Annotated in this window: 5 protein-coding genes; all 5 read right to left on the bottom strand. The window is 69.3% G+C overall.

Annotated elements, in window-relative coordinates; genetic code table 11:
* Window positions 1-15,167 (bottom strand): beta strand repeat-containing protein (locus tag ACOJTB_RS19720; protein WP_420104229.1); only part of this gene is annotated, 15,167 nt, incomplete at its 3' end.
* Between the two features lie 19 nt (window positions 15,168-15,186).
* Complete coding sequence (locus tag ACOJTB_RS19715; protein WP_420104228.1) at window positions 15,187-15,558, bottom strand: hypothetical protein; 372 nt, start codon at window positions 15,556-15,558, stop codon at window positions 15,187-15,189.
* Window positions 15,555-17,048 carry a hypothetical protein gene (locus tag ACOJTB_RS19710; RefSeq protein WP_420104227.1) on the bottom strand — a complete coding sequence of 498 codons (1,494 nt, stop codon included), beginning with the start codon at window positions 17,046-17,048 and terminating at the stop codon, window positions 15,555-15,557. The genes ACOJTB_RS19715 and ACOJTB_RS19710 overlap by 4 nt, the downstream gene beginning before the upstream one ends.
* Window positions 17,049-17,133: 85 nt before the next feature.
* Window positions 17,134-17,922 (bottom strand): hypothetical protein, encoded by a 789-nt coding sequence (locus tag ACOJTB_RS19705; protein WP_420104226.1) that lies wholly within the window; start codon window positions 17,920-17,922, stop codon window positions 17,134-17,136.
* A 10-nt stretch (window positions 17,923-17,932) separates the two neighbouring features.
* Complete coding sequence (locus ACOJTB_RS19700) at window positions 17,933-19,990, bottom strand: ATP-binding cassette domain-containing protein (RefSeq protein ID WP_420104225.1); 2,058 nt, start codon at window positions 19,988-19,990, stop codon at window positions 17,933-17,935.
* Window positions 19,991-20,099: the final 109 nt, after the last annotated feature.

The following is a 20,099-nucleotide window of genomic DNA, read 5'->3' as shown; positions in this document are numbered from 1 at the left end:
TCGGTCGCGGTCAGCGTCGCCACCGCCGTGCCGTTCTCGGCGACGTTGAACGCGGCGGAGGATGTGATCGTCGGCGCCTCGTTGACGTCCGTGACGTTCACCGTCAGCGCGCGGGTGGAGCTCAGCCCGCCGGCATCGGTCGCGGTTACGGTGACGGTGCGGGTTGCCGCCTGCTCGTAGTCGAGGGCGACGCCGTCCTTCAGGCGCAGCACGCCGCCATCGACCATGAACAGATTCGCATCCGCGCCGGACAGCGTGTAGCTCACGCTGTCGCCGGCATCGGGATCGACCAGGGACAGGTTCGCCACCGTCGCGGCCACGGCGTTTTCATTGACCGGCCCGACGCCGGTCAGCGTCAGCACCGGCGCCTCGTTGACGTTGGTCACGGAGACCGCGAGATTCTGCTGCGTCGTGTTGGTCCCGTCCGAGACCGCGACGGTCAGGTTATAGACATTGTCGCTGCCGGCATCCTGCGGATTCTCGAAGTTCGGCGCCGCCTTGAAGCTCAGCGACCCGGTCTGCGCGTCGATCTGGAACAGATTGGCATCGGCACCTCCGGCGATCGACCAGGTCAGAGTGGTGTGGGCATCCGGGTCGGTCGCGGTCAGCGTGGCGATCGCCGTGCCGTTCTCGGCACGGCTGAAGCTCGCCGCAGAGGTGATGGCGGGGGACTCGTTCACATCGGTGACGTTGACCGTCACGCTCTGGATATGCGTCGAGCCGTCGGCGGCCACGGCCGTGACCTGGAGCGCGCGGGTGGCGCCGGCCTCGTAATCGAGGGACGCTCCGTTGGCGAGGACGATCTGGCTGCCGTTGATCGCGAAGCTGCTCGCATCGGGGCCGCCCGTGATCGCATAGGTCACGGTGGAACCGTCGGTCATCGCCAGCGTGGCGGCGACGGAGCCGGCTGCGCTGTTCTCCGCGATGGTGCCCGACGAGGTGAAGCGCATGCCGGCGACGAGACGGGCCGCCGTCAGCGTGCCGTCGTCGAAGGTAAAACTCTCGACATTCTTGATCGTGTCGGAGCCGTCCGGCCCGGACAGGCTGAAAGTTGCACGGGCGGAATCGTAGCTGACGGCGTAGGCCGCGCGATCGCCGACGAAGACCGCCCGATCATTGCCGGCGCCGCCGTCGATCTGATCGTCTCCGGCGCCGCCGGTGATGACATCGTCGCCGGCCGCTCCCGAACTGCCGATGATCCCGGCGCCGGGGACGTTCACATTGTCGACCGCGAAGCCTTCGTTGTTGGCCGGTTCGTTCATGTTGGAGCCGAAGCCGAGCGTCAGCACCGGTCCGGGGGTCGGCACCGTGAGCGTGATGGTGAGCTTGTCGTCGAGCCCGCCCCAATTCGCCGAATAATTCGCCTGCGTCAGGCTGGCGGTGTAGCTGGCGCCACCCGCGGTGGTGAAAGTCAGTCCCGACATGTTGATGCCGATGGCGCCGAAGCCCGAGGGGGCGACGATCGTCAGAACCACGGCGCCGTTGACATAGACCTTGACGCCTTCGTTGCCGTCGAAGGAGTCGAGCAGATAGAGATCGAAGCTGACGGAGGTGTCCGTCGCGCTCGGATCGGTCAGCTGGTAGCTCTTCTGGACCTGCTCGGCCCAGACGTTGCCGTTGCCGGAGCCCCCGACGATGCCGAGCGCGACATTGCCGTCGAGCAGCGCTGTGGTGCCGACGGCCAGACCGTTGAGGGCCGACCAGCCGCCGATCCCTTCCGAAAACGTCTCGAGGCCCGGCTGGCCGAAGGTGTCGGCGTCACCGCTGATCTGGTCGTTTCCGGCGCCGCCATCGAGCGTGTCGTTGCCGAGCCCCCCGACCAGATGGTCGTCGCCGTCTCCACCATGAATGCTGTCGTTGCCGAAGCCGCCGTCGATCGTGTCGTTGCCGGCGCCGCCATCGATGGTGTCGCGGCCGCCAACGGCCATGAACACGACGTCGTCGATCAGGACCTGATCGTTGGTGGACAGATATTTGAACTCGATCTTGTCGCTGCCGCCGGTCCCGGTCACCAGATAGTCGAAAGTCTGCCACTTCTGGATGAAGCCGACCGTGTTGATCGTGTCGATCAGCGTGCCGTTGAAATAGATCCCGAGCGCGTTGGCGCTGCTCGCCAGGCCCCCGACATTGAATTGCAGCAGATAGGTCTCGCCCGCAGTGGTGGTGACGTTCTGCCACACATCGGCATTGGTGGCGTTCCTGTCGAGCCGCAGCGCCTGGTTTTCGCTTGCGCCATTGGAGATGTGGACGCTGTCGGTGATGCGCACCGTATTGTTGGGCGACTGCCAGCCCGTGGGGCCCGAGGTCGCAACCGTCGGCTCGGACAGGCGGGAGACGGTGTAGGCCTCGAAGTTGCCGTTGAGCAGCAGGTTGCGACCGGAGGCCGCCGCTGCGGCATAGGTCGTCAGCTTGCCGATCTGGTCGTCGCCGAGGATGACGTCGTCGCCCGCGCCGCCCGTGATCGTATCGTTGCCGGCGCCGCCGGTCAGGGTCGAGCCGGCCGCGGCCGCGACGAGGATATCGTTTCCGGCCGATCCGATCGCGGCTTCGATCGAGATCAGGGTATCGCCCTGCGCATCGCCTCCGCTGGCGCTTTGCTGCTCGAGATTGACCGTGACCGCCTGGGTCGAGCCGGCATAGGAGACGGTGTCGTCCCCGCCACCGCCGTCGAGAATGTCGGCGCCCGCGCCTCCGGTCAGCGTATCGTCGCCACCGCCGCCGCGCAGCGTGTCGTTGCCGGCGCCGCCGTCGAGCGCATTGTCGCTCGCATCGCCCGTCAGCGTGTCGGCATGGTCCGTGCCGATGAGGTTCTCGATGCCGGCCAGCGTATCGGTGACGAGGCCCGCGCTCTCCAGCCCGGTCTTCTGGGTGGCGAGCTGCTGGATCTCGGCCTCCGTCAGAGCCCGGTTGAAGACGGCGAAGTCGTCGACCTGCCCGTCGAGATAATTGGCGTTGTTGTAGTCCCGGCCGATGACGTTGCTGCTGAAGGTCCCGTTCGGCGGCAGGATGATGTTGCTGTCCGTCGACGAGATCAGGGTGCCATTGATGTAGAGCTGCAACCGCCCCGCCTGATAGGTGACGGCGACATGCATCCATTCATCGACGGTGACATAACTGGAGGATGCGCCGGCGCCGGCAACGCTCTGCCCGGGCACCGTCGCGCCGGCCAGATCGCCGCGCACCTCGGCATAGAGGTTGCCGTTCCCCTGCTTGGTGAGGAAGAGCCACTGATTGTTCGTCGTGCCGATCTTCCAGACGCCCTCCTGGACGCCGCTCGCCTTGGTGTCGAAATTCACCCAGGTCGACACGGTGACGGACTCGCCGAGGCTCATCGAGCCGATGGTCGCGAAGTCGTTGGCTCCGCGGCCCCCGAAGTCGAGCGCGCCGCCGTGATTGGCGGGGCCCGCGGCCCAGCCGGTGGTTCCGTTGAGGGTCAGCGCGACATTGGCGCCATTCATCGTCACCGCGCTGGTGCCGGCGCCTTCCGTGAAGCCCCAGCCCGCCACGAGGCTGGTGTTGGTATAGGCGCGCGCCGCCCCTTGCGTTCCCGCATCCCCGCCGAAGGCGACACCCGTGTCGAGATTGGCGGTGACCGCGGCGCTCGATCCTGCCCAGCTGGCGGTGTCGGAGCCGGCGCCGCCGATCAGCGCATCGGCCCCGGCTCCGCCGAGCAGGAGATCGTCGCCGCTGCCGCCGAACAGAATGTCGTTGCCGCCGGCGCCCCTCAGCACGTCATTGCCGGCGCCACCGTTCAGGGCGTTGTCGGCCGCATCGCCGGCGAGATAATCGGTGTAGATCGAGCCGATGACGTTCTCGATCCCGCTGTACCAGTCGCCGGTGGCCGCGCCGCCCCAGGCCCGGTTGCTCGTGCTGGTGTTGAGTGCCAGATCGACCGTCGCGCCGCCCCAGGCACTGTTGTTCGCAAGGGAGAGCGTATCGATGCCGGCGCCGCCATCGATTTGCCCCCAGTTGCCGTTTGCCAGAATGAGGTCATGGCCAGCGCCGGCGTTCACCTGCACGCCGCCATAGGACAGATTGATGATGTCGCTGTAGCTGGAGCCCGAGACGTTCTCGAAATTGGCGGTCTTGTCGCTACCGGCCGAGACGGAGCTGTAAGCCAGCGGCACACTCACGCCGTTGACCCAGCTGTAATAGTTGACCAGCACCCGCACGCCGCTGGTCGCGCTGGCATAGGATAATGTGTCGGTGCCCGCGCCGCCATCGAGATAATCGTCGCCGGCACCGCCCTCGATCGTGTCGTTGCCGTTGCCGCCGGTGAGCTTGTTGGCGCCCGCATCGCCGGTCAGCACATCGTTGAAGGCCGAACCCGTGACGTTTTCGACATTGCTGAGGACGTCGTTGGCGGCGAAGCCGCCGGCCGCTGTCCTGGCGAGCAGGTTGATCGTCACCGCCGCGTTCGAGTTGGTGTAATCGACGGTGTCGCTTCCGGCCCCGCCATCGATCACGTCGCGGCCGGCAGCGGCGAAGACGGTGTCGTCACCGACGCCCGTGCTGATCTCGCCGCCGGCCGTATTGGCGTAGACGGTGTCGGCGAAGCCGGAGCCGATGAGGTTCTGGATGTTGGAGAGCTGGTCGCCCTCCGCGTCGCCGCCCGCACCCATGCCGGCCGCGACGGTGCCTGCCGTCGTACCGAGATTGACGGTGACGCCCGCGGCGGAGGCGGAATAATCGGCCGTGTTGTGGCCGGCTCCGCCGTCCAGCACGTCCGCCCCGCCGAGACCGCTGAGCGTGTCGTCGCCGTCGCCGCCCGTCAGCGTGTTGCCCCCGGCGTCGCCGATCAGCGTGTCGTCGAAATTCGAGCCGGCGACGTTCTCGATATTGCGCAGCGTATCGCCCTGCGCGTCGCCGCCGACGCCTGTGCCGAGCGTCAAATTGATCGTGACCGCATCGGCCGAGGCGGAATAGTCGGCCAGATCCACTCCGTCCCCGCCATCGAGGGCATCCGCACCGCCAAGGCCCTCGATCACATCGTCGCCCGCCCCGCCGCTCAGGCGGTTGTCGGCCGCATTGCCGGTCAGTTGATCGGCCAGAGCCGAGCCCAGCACGTTCTCGATCGCGATCAGCGTGTCGCCATTGGCGGAGCCGGCCGAAACCTGGGCGCCGCTCAGCTGCAGATCAACGGTGACTCCGGCGGTCGAGGTCGCATAGCTCGCCGTGTCGCTGCCGATGCCGCCGTCGAGCGTATCGGCGCCGTCTCCGCCGTCGAGCACGTCGTCGCCGACCCCACCTCTCAGGATATTGACGCCGGCATCGCCGGTGAGAACGTCGTCGAAGCCCGAGCCGGTCAGGTTCTCGAAATTGCTCAGAATGTTGCCCGAAGCGTCGCCGGCCGAGATCTGGGCGGTGGCCAGCGCCAGGCTGACGGTGACGCCGAGGCTGGAGTTCGCATAGCTGAGGGTGTCGGTCCCGGCGCCGCCATCGAGCGTGTCGGCGCCGCCGAGACCCTCGATCACATCGTCGCCGCTGCCGCCCGCGATGCTGTTGGCGACACTGCTTCCGGTGAGAATATCGTTGAAGTTCGAGCCCTGCAGGCGCTCGATCCCGGTCAGCGTATCGCCCGCCGCATAGCCGCCCGAGGCCGTGCTCATCACCAGGTTGATCGTCACCGCAGCATCCGAATGGCCGTAATCGGCCATGTCGTTGCCGGCGCCGCCATCCAGCGTGTCCGCGCCGGCATTGGCGATCAGCACGTCGTCGCCCGCGCCGCCCGCCAGGCGCCCCCCAGCGATATTGGCGGCCAGCGTATCCGCCTGCGCCGAGCCGATGACGTTCTGGATATTGGTGTAGCTGTCGCCCTCGGCATCACCGCCCCGGCCGGGACCGCTCGCCGCGATCTGCCCCGATCCGGTCGTGATCGCGAAGTTGTTCGCCAGATTGACGTTCACCGCAGCGGCCGAGGCCGAGTAATCGGCGGTGTTGGAGCCGGTGCCGCCATCGAGGATATCGGCTCCGCCGAGGCCGGCCAGAACGTCGTCGCCCCCGCCGCCGGTGAGCGTGTTGACGCCGGCATCGCCGATCAGCGTATCGTTGAAGTTCGACCCGATCAGGTTCTCGATCGAGGCGAGCTGGTCGCCATCGGCATTGCCGCCGGAAGCCGCCCCGGTGGAGAGGTTGATCGCAACGGCCGCGCTCGAGCCGGCATAGCTCGCCGTATCGGTCCCGGCACCGCCATCCATGAGATCCGCGCCCGCGCCGCCGACCAGCAGATCGTTGCCGGCGCCGCCGAGCAGCGTGTTGGCGCCGGCATCGCCGGTCAGCGCGTCGTCGAAGGCCGAACCGCGCACCGTCTCGATGCCGACCAGCACGTCGCCATCGGCATAGCCGCCGCTGTTGACGCCGGTCAGCAGATTGACCGTCACGCCGGCGTTGGACGCGCCGTAATCGGCAATGTCCGTGCCCGCCCCGCCGTCCAGCCGGTCGGTCCCCGCGCCGGCGACGAGGGTGTCGTTGCCATCTCCGCCGCTCAGGTTGCTGCCGCCGGCGGCCGCCGTCAGCGTGTCGCCGAAGCTCGAGCCGATGACGTTCTCGATCGAGACGAGCGTGTCGCCCTCCGCATCGCCGCCCGAGGCCGTGCCGCCAGCGAGATCGACCACCACGGCCGCGCCGGAGGCCGCATAGCTGGCGGTATCCGAGCCCGCCCCGCCATCCAGCCGGTCGGCCCCCGCCAGGCCGGCCAGGACGTCGTCGCCATCGCCGCCGGACAGCGTGTTGTCGCCGGCATGGCCCGTCAGCGTATCGGCCAGGGCCGAGCCGGTGACGTTCTCGATATTGGTGAGGATATCGCCCTGCGCATCGCCCCCGGTGTTGAGGTTGGTCGTCAGGTTGACCGTGACGCCGGCGCTCGAGGCCGCATAGCTCGCCGTATCGACGCCGGCGCCGCCGTCGAGGATGTCGGCACCGCCGAGGCCAGTGAGCAGATCGTCGCCCGCGCCGCCCGAGAGGCTGTTGGCCGCGGCATCGCCCGTCAGCGTATCGGCGAGAGCGGAGCCGATCAGGTTCTCGATCGCGATCAGGCTGTCGCCCTGGGCATCGCCGCCGGTCGCGGTGCCGGTCGCCAGGTTGACCGTGACGCCCGCGCCCGAGGCGGCATAGCTCGCCGTGTCGCTGCCGGCGCCGCCGTCGAGGATGTCGGCGCCGCCGAGGCCCGCAAGCACGTCGTTGCCGTCGCCGCCGGTCAGGACGTTGGCCACGGCCGTCCCGGTCAGCCGGTCGTCGAAGGCCGAGCCGGTCAGGTTCTCGAAATTCGAGAGGATGTCGCCGGCCGCTTCGCCGCCGGAGACCTGCGCGGTCGCCAGGCCCAGATCGACGGTCACCGCCGAGCCCGACCGCGCATAGCTGACGGTATCCGTCCCCGCCCCGCCATCGAGCGTGTCGGCGCCGCCGAGACCTTCCACCAGATCGTTTCCGGCGCCTCCGAAGATGAGGTTGGCCGCGCCGCTGCCGGTCAGCGTGTCGCCGTAATCGGAGCCCGAGAGGTTCTCGATGCCGGTCAGCGTGTCGCCCTGGGCGTGGCCGCCCGTGCCGGTGCCTGCGGCCAGATCGACCGTCACGGCCGCCGTGGAGAGCCCGTAATCGGCGGTGTCGGTCCCCGCGCCGCCATCCAGCGCGTCGGCGCCGGCATTCGCCACCAGCCGGTCGTTGCCGGCCCCGGCCGTGATCCGTCCGCCTGCGACGGAGGCCGCAAGTACGTCGTCGAAGGCCGAGCCGACGAGGTTCTGGATGTTGAGATAGGTATCTCCGGCCGCGTCGCCGCCGAGCCCTGCCCCGCCGGCCGCGATCGTGCCGAGCGCAGTGACGAGGGCGGCATCGCCGAGATTGACGGCGATGCCGGCGCCCGAGGCCGAGTAGTCCGCGGTGTTGGAGCCGGCCCCGCCATCGAGCACGTCGGCCCCGCCGAGACCCGCGAGCACATCGTCGCCCGCCCCGCCGGTCAGCCGGTTGGCGCTGGCGTCGCCGGTCAGGCTATCGGCGAAGGCCGAGCCGGTCAGGTTCTCGATCTCGCTCAGGGTGTCGCCGGCCGCATCGCCGCCGAAATTCTGGTTGTTCGTCAGATTGACGGTCACGCCGCTGGCGGACGCCGAATAGTCGGCGGTGTCGCTGCCCGCTCCGCCGATCAGCGCATCGGCCCCGCCGAGGCCGGCGAGCACGTCGTCGCCGGCCCCGCCGGTGAGGGTGTTCACCGTGGCGCTGCCCGTCAGCGTATCCGCAAGGCCGGAGCCGACGAGGTTCTCGACATTCGACACCACGTCGCCATCGGCATCGCCGCTCGAGGTCTGGGCCGTCGCGAGCCGCAGATCGACGGTGACGCCGGCGCCAGACGCCGCATAGGAAACGGTATCGATCCCGGCCCCGCCATCGATGACGTCGCCGCCGGCGCTGCCGAGGATGAGATCGTTTCCGTCGCCGCCGCGCAGCGTATCGACGCCGGCTCCTCCGACCAGCGTGTCGTCGCCGGCATTGCCCTCCAGCGTCGAGCCGGCGGCGGCGGCCGTCAGCGTATCGGCATAGACGGTGCCGACGAGGCGCTCGATCGAGACCAGCGTGTCGCCGGCCCCGTCGCCGCCCGACACCGTGCCGGCCTGCAGATCGGCCACCAGCGCCGCGCCCGAGGCTGAGTAATCGGCGGTATCGAAACCCGCACCGCCATCGAGCCGGTCGGCTCCCGCGCCCCCGACCAGGATATCGTCGTCGGCGCCGCCGAAGAGTTCGTCGTCGCCCGCGCCGCCGGACAGGAAGTCCGCCCCGGCACCGCCGGTCAGGATGTTGCTGGCGCCGTTGCCGGTGAGCTGGTCGGCCAAGGCGGAGCCGACGAGATTCTCGACACCGGTGAGGGTATCGCCCTGCGCATCGCCGCCGATGCCGGCGCTGCCGTCGAGCGCCACGGTGACGCCCGCCGTCGAAGCGCCGTAATCGACCGTGTCGTTGCCCGCCCCGCCGATCATCTGATCGGCGCCGAGGCTGCCGAGAAGCGTGTCGTCGCCCGCCCCGCCATCGAGCCTGTCGGCGCCGACCGAGCCGGTGAGCCGGTCGGCGAAGGCCGAGCCGGTCACCGCTTCGATCGAGATCAGCGTGTCGCCCTGCGCGTCGCCGCCAGAAGCCGTGCCGGCGCCCAGGTCGATGGTCACGGCGGCGGTGGAGGCGGAGTAGTCCGCCGTATCGAAGCCGGCGCCGCCATCCAGCGTATCGCCCCCGCCGAGGCCGGCGAGCACATCGTCGCCGGCTCCGCCGGTCAGGATATTGACGCCACCCTCGCCGGAGAGGCTGTCGGCGAACGCCGAGCCCAGAACATTCTCGAAATTGACGATGGTATCGCCGGTGGCGTCTCCACCCATGGCGTAGCCGCTCGCCAGGGCGATCGTGACGCCCGCATTCGAGGTCGAATAATCGAGCGTGTCGATACCGCTGCCGCCGTCGAGGATATCCGCCCCCGCGCCGCCGCGCACCAGATCGTCACCGGCCCCGCCCACGAGTTGGTTGGCGCCGGCCGAACCGACGAGAGTGTCGTTTCCGGCGGTGCCGACAATGCTCTCCACCGAAACGAGGGTGTCGCCCTGGGCGAAGCCCCCGCTGGCGGTCCCGGCCGCCAGATCGACGGTGATCGCGGCGTTCGAGGCCGAATAATCGACCGTATCGAAGCCCGAGCCGCCATCGACCGCCTCGGCCCCCGCCCCCGCGACGACGGTGTCGTCGCCGCCTAGCCCAAAGATGCCATGCGCCGCCGCGTCGCCGATGAAGCGATCGTCATGCGCGCTCCCGCGCACCGCCTCGATGCTGCTGAAGCTGTCGCCCTGCGCGTCCCCGCCCGCGCCGGTCCCGGCGGCGAAGTCGATCGTCACGCCCGAGCCGGAGGCCGAGTAATCCAGCGTGTCGAAACCGGCGCCGCCATCGAAGGTGTCGGCGCCGCCAAGGCCCGCCAGGACATCGTCGCCGCCGCCGCCGGTCAGGGTATTGGCGCCCACATCGCCGGTGAGATGATCGGCGAAGGCGGAGCCCAGCACCTGCTCGATGCCGCTGAGCGTATCGCCCGCCGCCTGGCCGCCGGAGCCCGTACCGGCGGAAAGGTCCACCGTCACACCGGCATTGGAGGCCGAGTAATCCACGAGGTCGACGCCGCTGCCGCCGATCAGCGTATCGACGCCAGCACCCGCCACCAGCGTGTCGTTGCCCGCCCCGCCATCCAACCGCGAGCCGAGGCCGGCGGCCTTGAGCCAGTCGTCGTGAGCCGAGCCGACGACGCGCTCGACGGAGATCAGCGTGTCGCCCTGCGCATCGCCGCCCGAGGCCGTTCCGGCATCGAGATCGACCTGCACCGCACTGGCCGAGGAAGCGTAGGAGACCGTGTCGGTGCCCGCCCCGCCATCGATCATGTCCGCGCCGCCGCGGCCTTCCAGCAGGTCGTCTCCGGCCCCGCCACGCAGCGTGTCGTCGCCCGCCCCGCCGCGCAGCGTATCCGCCAGCGCCGAGCCCTGCACCTCCTCGAAGCCGTCGAAGACGTCGCCTTCGGCATCGCCGCCGAGACCGCTGCCGCTGGCGAGATCGACCGCGACAGCGCCGCCGGACTGGGCATAGGAGAGGATGTCGCGGCCGATGCCGCCATGCAGCTCGTCCGCCCCCGCCCCGCCCGAGACGACGTCGTCGCCGGCGCCGGCGTCGATGATGTCGTTGCCCGCTCCGCCGTCGATGACGTCGTTGCCGGCCCCGCCGATCAGGATGTTGGCGCCCGTGCTTCCGGTCAGCGTGTCGTCGAAGGCGGTGCCCGTGACGTTTTCGATATCGAAGAAGGTATCGCCGTCGGCGTCGCCGCCGAAGCCGGTGCGCGTCGCCAGGTTCAGGCCGATCCCACTGGTGGAGGCCGAGTAGTCGACCGTGTCGGCGCCGTCGCCGCCCTGCAGCGCATCCGCGCCCGCTCCGCCGACGAGAACGTCGTCGCCGCCGCCACCAACCAGCACGTCGTCGCCGCCGCCGCCTTCGAGCCGGTCGTTGCCGAGGCCGCCCTCCAGCCGGTTGGCGCCGGCATCGCCGCGCAAGACGTCGTCCGCGGCCGAGCCAATGATGTTCTCGATGCCGGTGAGCGTGTCGCCGGCCGCGTCTGCTCCCTGGCCGATCCCGGCCGCGAGATCGACCTGCACGCCCGCCGCCGAATCCGCATAACTCGCCGTGTCGGTGCCGGCGCCGCCGATCAGCGCATCCGCGCCGACGCCACCGATCAGCAGATCATTGCCGTCCCCGCCCTCGAGCCGGTCGTTTCCGGCCCCGCCGGCGAGTTGATCGTCACCGGCGCCGCCGAGCAGCGTGTCGTCGGCCGAGCCGCCCGCCAGGCTGGCGGCTACGGCCGAGCCGACGATCCGCTCGATCGAGATCAGCGTGTCGCCCTGGGCGTCGCCGCCGCCATTGATCCCGGTCGCGAGATTGACGGTGACACCGAAACCCGAGCTGGCGTAATCGGCCGTGTCGAAGCCGGCACCGCCATCCAGCACGTCGCCGCCGGCCCCGCCGACGAGCGTATCGTCGCCGGCCCCGCCGCTCAGAAGGTTGGCGGCGGCCGAACCGATCAGCCGGTCGTCGAAATCGGAGCCGGTGAGGTTCTCGATGCCGGTGAGGGTGTCGCCCTGCGCGTCGCCGCCGGTCCCGGTGCCCTGCAGCAGATCGACCACCACCGCCGCGGCCGATCCGGCATAGCTCGCCGTGTCGACGCCCGAGCCGCCGTCGATCGCGTCGGCGCCGAGGCCTCCGGTGATGAGGTCGTCGCCCGCGCCGCCGGAGAGCGTATCGCCGCCCGCCCCGCCGATCAGCGTGTCGTTGCCGACCCCGCCCGAGAGCGTCGCAGCGGCCGCACCCGCACGCAGCATGTCGTCGAAATCGGAGCCGACCACGCCCTCGATCGAGACCAGCGTATCGCCCGCCGCATCGCCCCCGGAGGCCGAGCCCGTACCGAGATCGACGGTGACCGCAGCGGCCGAGCCGGCATAGCTGGCGATGTCGAAACCGGTGCCGCCATCCAGCAGATCGGCCCCGCTGGCGCCCAGCAGCAGATCGTCGCCGGCACCGCCATGCAGGTCGTTGGAGCCGGCATCGCCGCGCAGCACGTCAGCCTGTGCCGAGCCGATCAGGTTCTCGATGCCCGTCAGCCTGTCGCCCGCCGCATCGCCCGACTGGCCGAAGCCGGCAGCGAGATCCACCGTGACGCCCTGCGCCGAGCCGGCATAGCTCGCCGTATCCACGCCCGCGCCGCCATCGAGCGTATCGGCCCCCGCGCCGCCGCTGATGAGATCGTCGCCCGCGCCGCCCGAGAGGGTGTTGGCGGTGCCGTCGCCGGTGAGCGTGTCGGCGCCGCCCGAGCCGATGAGGTTCTCGACGCCGATCAGCGTGTCGCCTTCGGCATCGCCGCCATGGGCGCTGCCGGCCGAAAGATCGATCTGCACCGCGGCGGCCGAGCCCGCATAGCTGGCCGTGTCGTTGCCGGCGCCGCCATCGAGCAGGTCCGCTCCGGCGCCGCCGATCAGCAGGTCGTCTCCGGCCCCGCCGCTCAGCCGGTTGTCGGCGGCGCTGCCGATCAGCGTGTCGTCCATCGCCGAGCCGATCGCGCCTTCGATCGAGACCAGCGTATCGCCCTGCGCATCGCCGCCGCTCGCCGTGCCGGCCGCCAGATCGATGCTGACCGCCCCCGGCGAGGACGAGTAATCGGCGGTGTCGAGCCCCGCGCCGCCGTCGAGCCGGTCGGCGCCGCCGCCGCCGCGCAGCACGTCGTCCCCCGCGCCGCCGCTGAGGCTGTTGGCGTCGCCATTGCCGATCAGCAGGTCCGCCTGGTCGGAGCCAATGAGGTTCTCGATCGCGATCAGCCGGTCGCCGGCGGCGTCGCCGCCCTGGCCCGCTCCGCCCGTGAGATCGGCCGTGACGCCCTGCGCCGAGGTCGCATAACTGGCGGTGTCGTTGCCGGCGCCGCCATCGAGCTGATCGGCACCGCTGCCGCCGATCAGAACGTCGTCGCCATCCCCGCCCTGCAGGATGTCGTCGCCGGCACGTCCGTCGAGGATGTCGTCGCCGTCGCCGCCCTTCAGCGTCTCCGATGCGGTGCTGCCGAGGATCGTATCGTCGAAGGCCGTTCCCACCACGGTCTCGATGGACTGGAGCCGGTCTCCGGCCGCATCGCCCGCCGAGCCGAGCCCGAGCGCGAGATCGACCGCGATGCCTGCCTGGCTCGCCGAATAATCGGCGGTGTCGATCCCGTCCCCGCCATCGAGCAAGTCCCCGCCGGCGGCACCGATCAGGATGTCGTTGCCGCCGCCGCCATGCAGCTCGTTGTCGCCGGCATCGCCGGTCAGCTTGTCGGCGAAGCCAGAGCCGTAGGCGTTCTCGATCGAGACCAGGCGGTCGCCCTCGGCATCCCCGCCGCGTCCGGTCCCGGCGGCCAGATCGATGGTCACGCCATCGGAGGACTCGTCGTAGCGGGCGGTATCGTTGCCCGCACCGCCGTCGATCCGGTCGGCACCCGCCCCACCGGTGAAGCTGTTGGCGCCACCATCGCCCTTCAGGGTGTCGTCGAACTTCGAGCCTTCGGCATTCTCGAAAGCCGTGATGACGTCTCCCTTGGCGTATCCGCCCGAGACTGTCCCGGCCGCCAGATCGACATTCACCGCCGCGTTCGACATCCGGTAGGATAGGGTGTCGCTGCCGCTGCCGCCGTCGAGCACATCGGCGCCGGCGCCGGCGAAGACGGTATCGTCGCCCGCCCCGGCATGCACCACCGAACCCGGAGGCGTGCTCCACAGCACATAGATCGGCAGGCCCGTGACCGGGTTCACGAAGGTCGTGTCGGCCTCGCTCCCGACCTCGCGGATGCCGAACTGCACCGTGCCGCTGGTGGTGGCGGCGGCACGAAAGGTCGCGCTGGTGATGTCGTAGTCGAATTTCAGCGTGAAATAATCGTAGAACCCGTTCGCATCGGGCCCTTTGCTGCCATCCGGGAGGATGTATTGCAGCTTGATATCCGCCAGATCCGGATGCAGCGGATCGACGGGGACGACATAGCTGCCATTGACCAGCTGGGCGCCGACCACCGCATAGCCTTCGGGCAGGCCCGAAACCCGCATCCCCGTCACAACCCAGTCCGACTCAGGCATCTTCGTCGTGGTCTGGACGAGACGGGAGGTCGTGCCGAGCCCGGCATAGACGGTGCTGTCGGCGTGGATGACGTCGTCATGCGCGGTGCCGGTGATCGAATCGACCGCCTTCTGCACCGCGTAGCTCGGGTCCTTCTCCGCCGGGGCAAGCGCCAGCGCGCCCTGGACGCTCACGCCCTGGCCGTTCGGCGTGGTCTGGCTCTCGGTGATGCCGAGCAGCACCGCCGTGATCTGCGGCACCGGGATGTCGTATTTGCCAGGCCCGATTTTGGAAGGATCGACCGGCGTGTCGTAGTCGCCGGTGTGGGGATTGGGCTCGGCCGAATTGTTGCTGGTGAAGACCTCCTTCTTGCCCGGGGAGCCCCCGCCGGCATCGCTGCTGGACATGGGCTTGACCACGGGCGGGGCCACCTCCGGTGGGGTGGTGTAGTCGCCGACATGCTTGTCCTGCGACTGGGGATTGTCCTCGACCTTCGGCTTCAGCGGCGGCTCCGCCTTCACCTCGACGATTTCCGGCTGCGGCGGCGCCGGCGGATCCTTCTGCGCCTGCTCCTTGGCAGCCTCCTCGGCCTTGGTCTTGTCGGTCAGGGTCTTCGGCGCTTCCTGCGTCGTCATGCCGGCCTGGACCGGCACCTCCGAGGCGATGAAGTCCTTGACCATCGAGAGCAGCGCCTGCGCCTCGATGGGCTGGCCGCCGACGATCAGCTGCGCCGCATTCTCGGCGAGCAGCTTGACCCCGAATTCCAGCAGCACGACGCTGGACCCGTCGGGAAAGGTGAGCACGAGATCGACGTCGCGCAGCTCGACCTTCATCGCGGCGATGTCGAAATTGAGCGAGAGCCGCGCTCCGTCGGCGACCTGGACGAGGCGGGTCTGCCCCTCGGGAGGCTTGTCGATAGTGGTCAAGGGGCTTTCGCCGCGTGCGGCGGTCTGGGCGGCGCCGGGCGCGTCGGTGGAGGCGACCGTCGTCACCTGCGCCGTTGTGCCCGTCGTTCCGTCCGCGCCGCTTTCGCCTGCCCCTGCCATACCGGTCTCCTCGCCGCGCTCAGGCCGCGCGGCCGAACATCGCTTCGTCGGCCTCGACGATCTCGTCGACTTCGGCCTCGGTCAGCGGGGTCCGCAGCTTGAGGCCGTAGCCTTTGGGCGAGACGTTCACGAGCGTGGCGTCGAGCGCGTAGCCGCCGAAGCGCACGCTCACCGCATCGCCCCAGCGCTCCAGCACATAGCTGTGGACCGGCCGGAAGCGGATGCCGCCGCAGGAGATCTCATCGACGATACCGCGCGTGCCGAAGCCGCGATCGACGAAATAGATCTCGCCGACGCAGGCGCAGGTTCTGCGCTCATGGGCGCGCACGAAACTCTTTGAGGCGCTGAAGCGACGGATCATGCTGCGCAGGGCGCCCGGAATCAGGTTCATACCGCTTTCCTTTCCAGAAGGTCGGAAGGCTCGGATCCGCTCTCGCGCAGATCCTCCTGCGCGAAGGCCGCCAGACGCTTGAGATTGTGGATGTCGCGCGGAGCCAGATGCGACATGGCGATGAGGTGATCGAGTTCGGCCACCAGCACCGCGACATCCTCACCCGCGGCCGGAACCTGCGAAAAGCCGCGCGCCACCGCCTGCTCGATCGCCTCGACCGGCAGGGCGGAGACCGGCGCCGCCGGCGCGGCCAGCCGCAGCAGGCCCGCCGTCATCGCCTCGCGCAGCTGGCGCGCCTCGTCCTGTAGGCTCCGGGCGGCGCCGGTGACGGCCTGCTCCTGCCCCAGCATGGCGGCTTCGATGCGCTCGCCCGTGCTGTGCAGGCCCCGGTTGAGCTGCGCCAGCCCTTGCGCATTGTCCAGGAGCCGGCTGTCGAGCATCGCCTGCAGAGAGACCATCCGGCCGGCGGCCTCGCGCATCCCCTCCCCGGCCTCGACCATGCGCTGCCGGCTGTCCCGGTCGGCCGCGACCACTTCGGCGAGGGCTTCCACCTGGCGGGCCAGGCGGTCGACCGTCGTCAGAGCGAGACGGGCGGTCTTCAGGAGGGGCCGGGTCGCGGCAGCGGACTGGCCCTCGCCTGCGGTCTCCGAGCCGCCGGAGGCATCGGCCATGCGCGCTTCGGCCGTCGCCGCGCGCATGTTCTCGATCTGCACCGTGGTCCGGATCCAGGTCTCGAACTCGTGTTTCAGCCGGAACGACGCCTTGCTGTCCACCTTGCTCAGGAAGCCGATGATCAGCGAGCCGATGAGGCCGAAGAGCGAGGCGCCGAAGCCGACCGACATGCCCTCGAGCGGACGCTTGAGGCTTTCGATCAGGGCCGCGATGGCGCCCGAGCCGCCATTGCCGGACAGATCCATGCTGCCGAGGATGCCGCCGACTGATTCCAGCGTGTGCATCAGGCCGATGAAGGTGCCGAGCAGGCCGAGGAGCACCATCAGCGCGCCGAGATAATGCGACATGCCCTGGCGGTCGTCGAGCTTGGTCTCCAGATCGGCCACCAGCACCTGCATCGTCGCGGTCGGGATGCGGAAGGAGCCGTTGCGCTGCACCTCCTCGACGATCAGATTGTGCGCCGTCGCCAGCGCGGAGGGATGCCGGTAGACGATGGCATCGTGCTGCGTGCGCTTGAACTGCGCGATGAGCACCTCCTGCGGCGCCCGCTCGGCCCACAGCGCATCCTCGTAGATCTCCTTCATCGCCTCGAGCGCGATGAACTCGTCGTTCAGCCGGTGCGTGCCGTGGATCGCGTGATAGATGCCGAAGGCTCCGGCGGCGATGAGCAGGCCGAAAATGTAGATGTCGGCGCTCGCCGCCTGGAGCACGAAATGGTGCTGCCAGACCGCCACCGCGATGACGAGCGCCACCAGCGCCGCCTGTTTGGTGATCTCGCCGCGCACCGCATAAGTGCGGCTCGGCCCGCCCGTGCTCATTACCTTATGTCTCCCGGGGAAACGACGCTGACGATTTTAAGATGCAGTCCCAAAAACAAAGTTAATTAAGCGTGGATTCCCTGCGTCAGCTTTTACGGAACACCCGCACGACGTCGATTTCCTCGGGCAAAACCGATTCGCGGATCTTCACATCCATGTTCGCGGCCGAAAAACCGCTCTTCAGAAGTTCCGAGCGGGTCTGCATCGCCCGGTAATAGGCGATTCGCCGCGCCTCGCTGACCGACCCGACGGTCGACTGCGCGAAGGCTCTGATCTCGATCTTCTGGTCCTTGAGCTCGTCCCGGCTGCCGAGGAAGTCGGTGATCGCGCCGGAGGCGTCCTTGTCGATCTTGAAGGAGCCGCGCTGGAATTTGAGCGTCATGAAGGACTGAGCGCGGGTGACCATCACCGGCCCGTCGCTGGGCTTATGCTCCTCGGAGGCGATCTCGATGTCCTTGCCCGGCGCCGGCGCGCTGCGCACGCTGAGATTGGTGTTGCCGGCGATGTCGTCGCTCTCGCGGACACGCAGGGCCTTGGCGGCCTCGAACGGGCCTGCGGCTCCGCGTGCGGTGTCAGGCTCCGGCGGCGGCTTGACCTGCGCGATCTGCGGTTCCGCATCGGCCTGCGCCGTCTCCTTCTTCGGCTCGGGCTTGGCCTCGCTCACCGCCGGGCCTGAGCTGGACGTGTCCTGCTTGTCCTTGCTCTCGCGCTCCGCCTTGACGGCGTTCTCCACCGCCACCTTCGTGATCTGCTGCGAGAGCGCGAAGATCGCGACGCCGAGGATGACCACGAGGAAGATCACGACCATCAGAATGTTCGACAACACGTCGACGAAGCCGGCCCAGGGATCTTCCTGCTTATGCTTGCTGGCCATCCGGACGCTCCTAGGCGGACAGTTTCGCGGCGCGCTGCAGCACCTCGGCCTTGGGCCCGTCCGCGATGACGCGGCCGCCCTCCAGCCAGACGACGCGGTCGACGAGCTCGAGCAGCGGCATGCGATGGGTGGCGATCAGCACGGTGGCACCGTCGAGCACGGTGCGCAGGCGCTGCACGATCCGGCGCTCGAGCTGGCTGTCCATCGCGGAGGTCGGCTCGTCGAGCACCATGATCGGCGCGCGCCGCACCAGCGTGCGCGCGAGGCACACGGCCTGGCGCTCGCCGCCCGACAGGCGCCGCCCATGCGGCCCGACGCTGAGGCCGTACCCGGCCGGATGGGCGGACGCGATATCCTGCACGCCGCTGGCGATCACGGCGCGGCGGAAACTCTCCTCATCCACCTGGCCGAGCCCGCGCACGATGTTGTCGCGGATCGTCGTGTCGAACAGGTCGCAATCCTGCGGCATGTAGGCGACCTGACTGCGCAGCCAGACCGGGTCGTATTGGCGCACATCGTGCTCGTCGAGCAGCACGCTGCCGCTTTCGGGCGTGTAGAGCCGCGGCACCAGATGCAGCAAAGTGCTCTTGCCGGAGCCGATCTTGCCGATGAATCCCACCTTCTCGCCCGGCTTGATCGACAGCTCGATCTCGCTGAGCGCGGCGCGCGGCTCGTCGGCATAGCGGAAAGAGACGCCGGCCAGCCGGACGCTGCCGTTCAGCTTCGGGGCGCGGCGGGTCTCGTCGCCACGGGTTTCGCGCGGGACGTCCCTCAGCCGGTTGGCATGGGCGAGCGGCTCGGCGAGGCTGAGCGCGCGCATCACGGTGGAGGCCAGCGTGCCCACCGGCGAGAGCGCCCGCCCGCTCAGCATCACGGCGGCGACGAGCCCGCCGACCGTGAGCTCGCCCGCACCGATCATGAAGACGCCGGCGACGAGGCTGAGGACCGTGCTGACCTGCAGGATGGTGCCGAGCGCCAGCCCCGCATGGGTCGAGGCCCGGCGCCCGACATGGCCGTGATAGAGCGTCTCGTCGACGAGATCGAACCAGCGCCGCGCCAGCGGCGCGGTCGCGGTGTTCGACTTCAGGATCTCCAGCGACTGGGTGCCTTCCTCGATCAGCGCCGTCCGCTCCAGCAGGGCGCGGGCGGAGGCGGCATGGGCGCGCCGCGCCGTCCAGTGCGAGGCGACATTGCTCAGCACGATGGCGAACAGAGCCGCCAGCGGGGCGAGGACCACCCAATGGCCGATGAAGCCGACATAGGCGAGCATCGCGACGGCGAAAGGCAGATCGACGACGAGCCCGGCGATCAGGGCGGGGCAGAGCAGCGCGGCGCCGTCGATCGCGCCGAGCGCCGAAGACAGCACGCCGGGCTTGCGCGATGCCCTGAGCAGATCCGCCGCCAGCGTATGGCGCATCAGCGCGTTCTGCAGGTCGAGACTGATGCGCGTGCCGATCGCCTCCTGCAGCCGGTTGCGCATGATGCGCGAAAACAGATCGACCATCAGCACCACGAGGATGCCGCCGGTCAGCGCCCAGAGCGTCTCCACCGCCTTGTGCGGAATGATCCGGTCGTAGACCGCCATGCTGTAGACCGGCAGAGCGAGCATGAAGAGGTTGCCGAGGCAGGCGGCCAGCAGCAGCTGCGGCATCAGCCGGTCGCGGAGCGTCAGCTTCAGGATATGGCGGAACAGGCTCTTGCCCTGCGCCATCGGCCCCTCGGCACCCTCACCCGCCTGCTCGGCCTCCTCCCGCCGCGCGAGCAGGGTGCCGGAATAATGCGGTTCCAGATCGTCGCAGGCGATGCGGCACGGCCCTTCGACGGTCTCCGCGAGCAGTTCCGTCCCCTCGCGCCCGGTCAGGGCCAGGCCCGTCCCGTCCTGCCGCACCACCACGCAAGGAAAATGCGCGCCCTTGAGATCGGCCAGATGGCGCCGCAGCACCGCGACCTCCCCGGTCGCGATTCCCAGCCGCGCGAGAGCGGCGACGAGATGGTCGCCTGCCGGCACGGGTCGGGTCTGCGCCTGGCGCGGCCTCGCCTTCAGGCTGGCGGCCAGGGCCGACTGCATACGGATAACAGTATTCATAGGGTCCTGGGCGGAAGAACCTGATCGCTTACCGAAAGGTAAAGAGGAGTGCTTAGCTTTCGGTTAACGCGCGGCCGCTACTGTTCCGGCA

Source organism: Allobosea sp., assembly GCF_048595345.1.
Classification (GTDB): Bacteria; Pseudomonadota; Alphaproteobacteria; order Rhizobiales; family Beijerinckiaceae; genus Allobosea.
Note: the sequence above shows the minus strand (reverse complement) of the source record. Positions and strands in the feature narration are given on the sequence as shown.

What these genes read in the sequence shown, in the direction of transcription:
- ACOJTB_RS19715 (WP_420104228.1), bottom strand. Translation starts at nt 15,558, where the DNA reads ATGAACCTGATTCCGGGCGCCCTGCGCAGCATGATCCGTCGCTTCAGC.
- ACOJTB_RS19710 (WP_420104227.1), bottom strand. Translation starts at nt 17,048, where the DNA reads ATGAGCACGGGCGGGCCGAGCCGCACTTATGCGGTGCGCGGCGAGATC.
- ACOJTB_RS19705 (WP_420104226.1), bottom strand. Translation starts at nt 17,922, where the DNA reads ATGGCCAGCAAGCATAAGCAGGAAGATCCCTGGGCCGGCTTCGTCGAC.
- ACOJTB_RS19700 (WP_420104225.1), bottom strand. Translation starts at nt 19,990, where the DNA reads ATGCAGTCGGCCCTGGCCGCCAGCCTGAAGGCGAGGCCGCGCCAGGCG.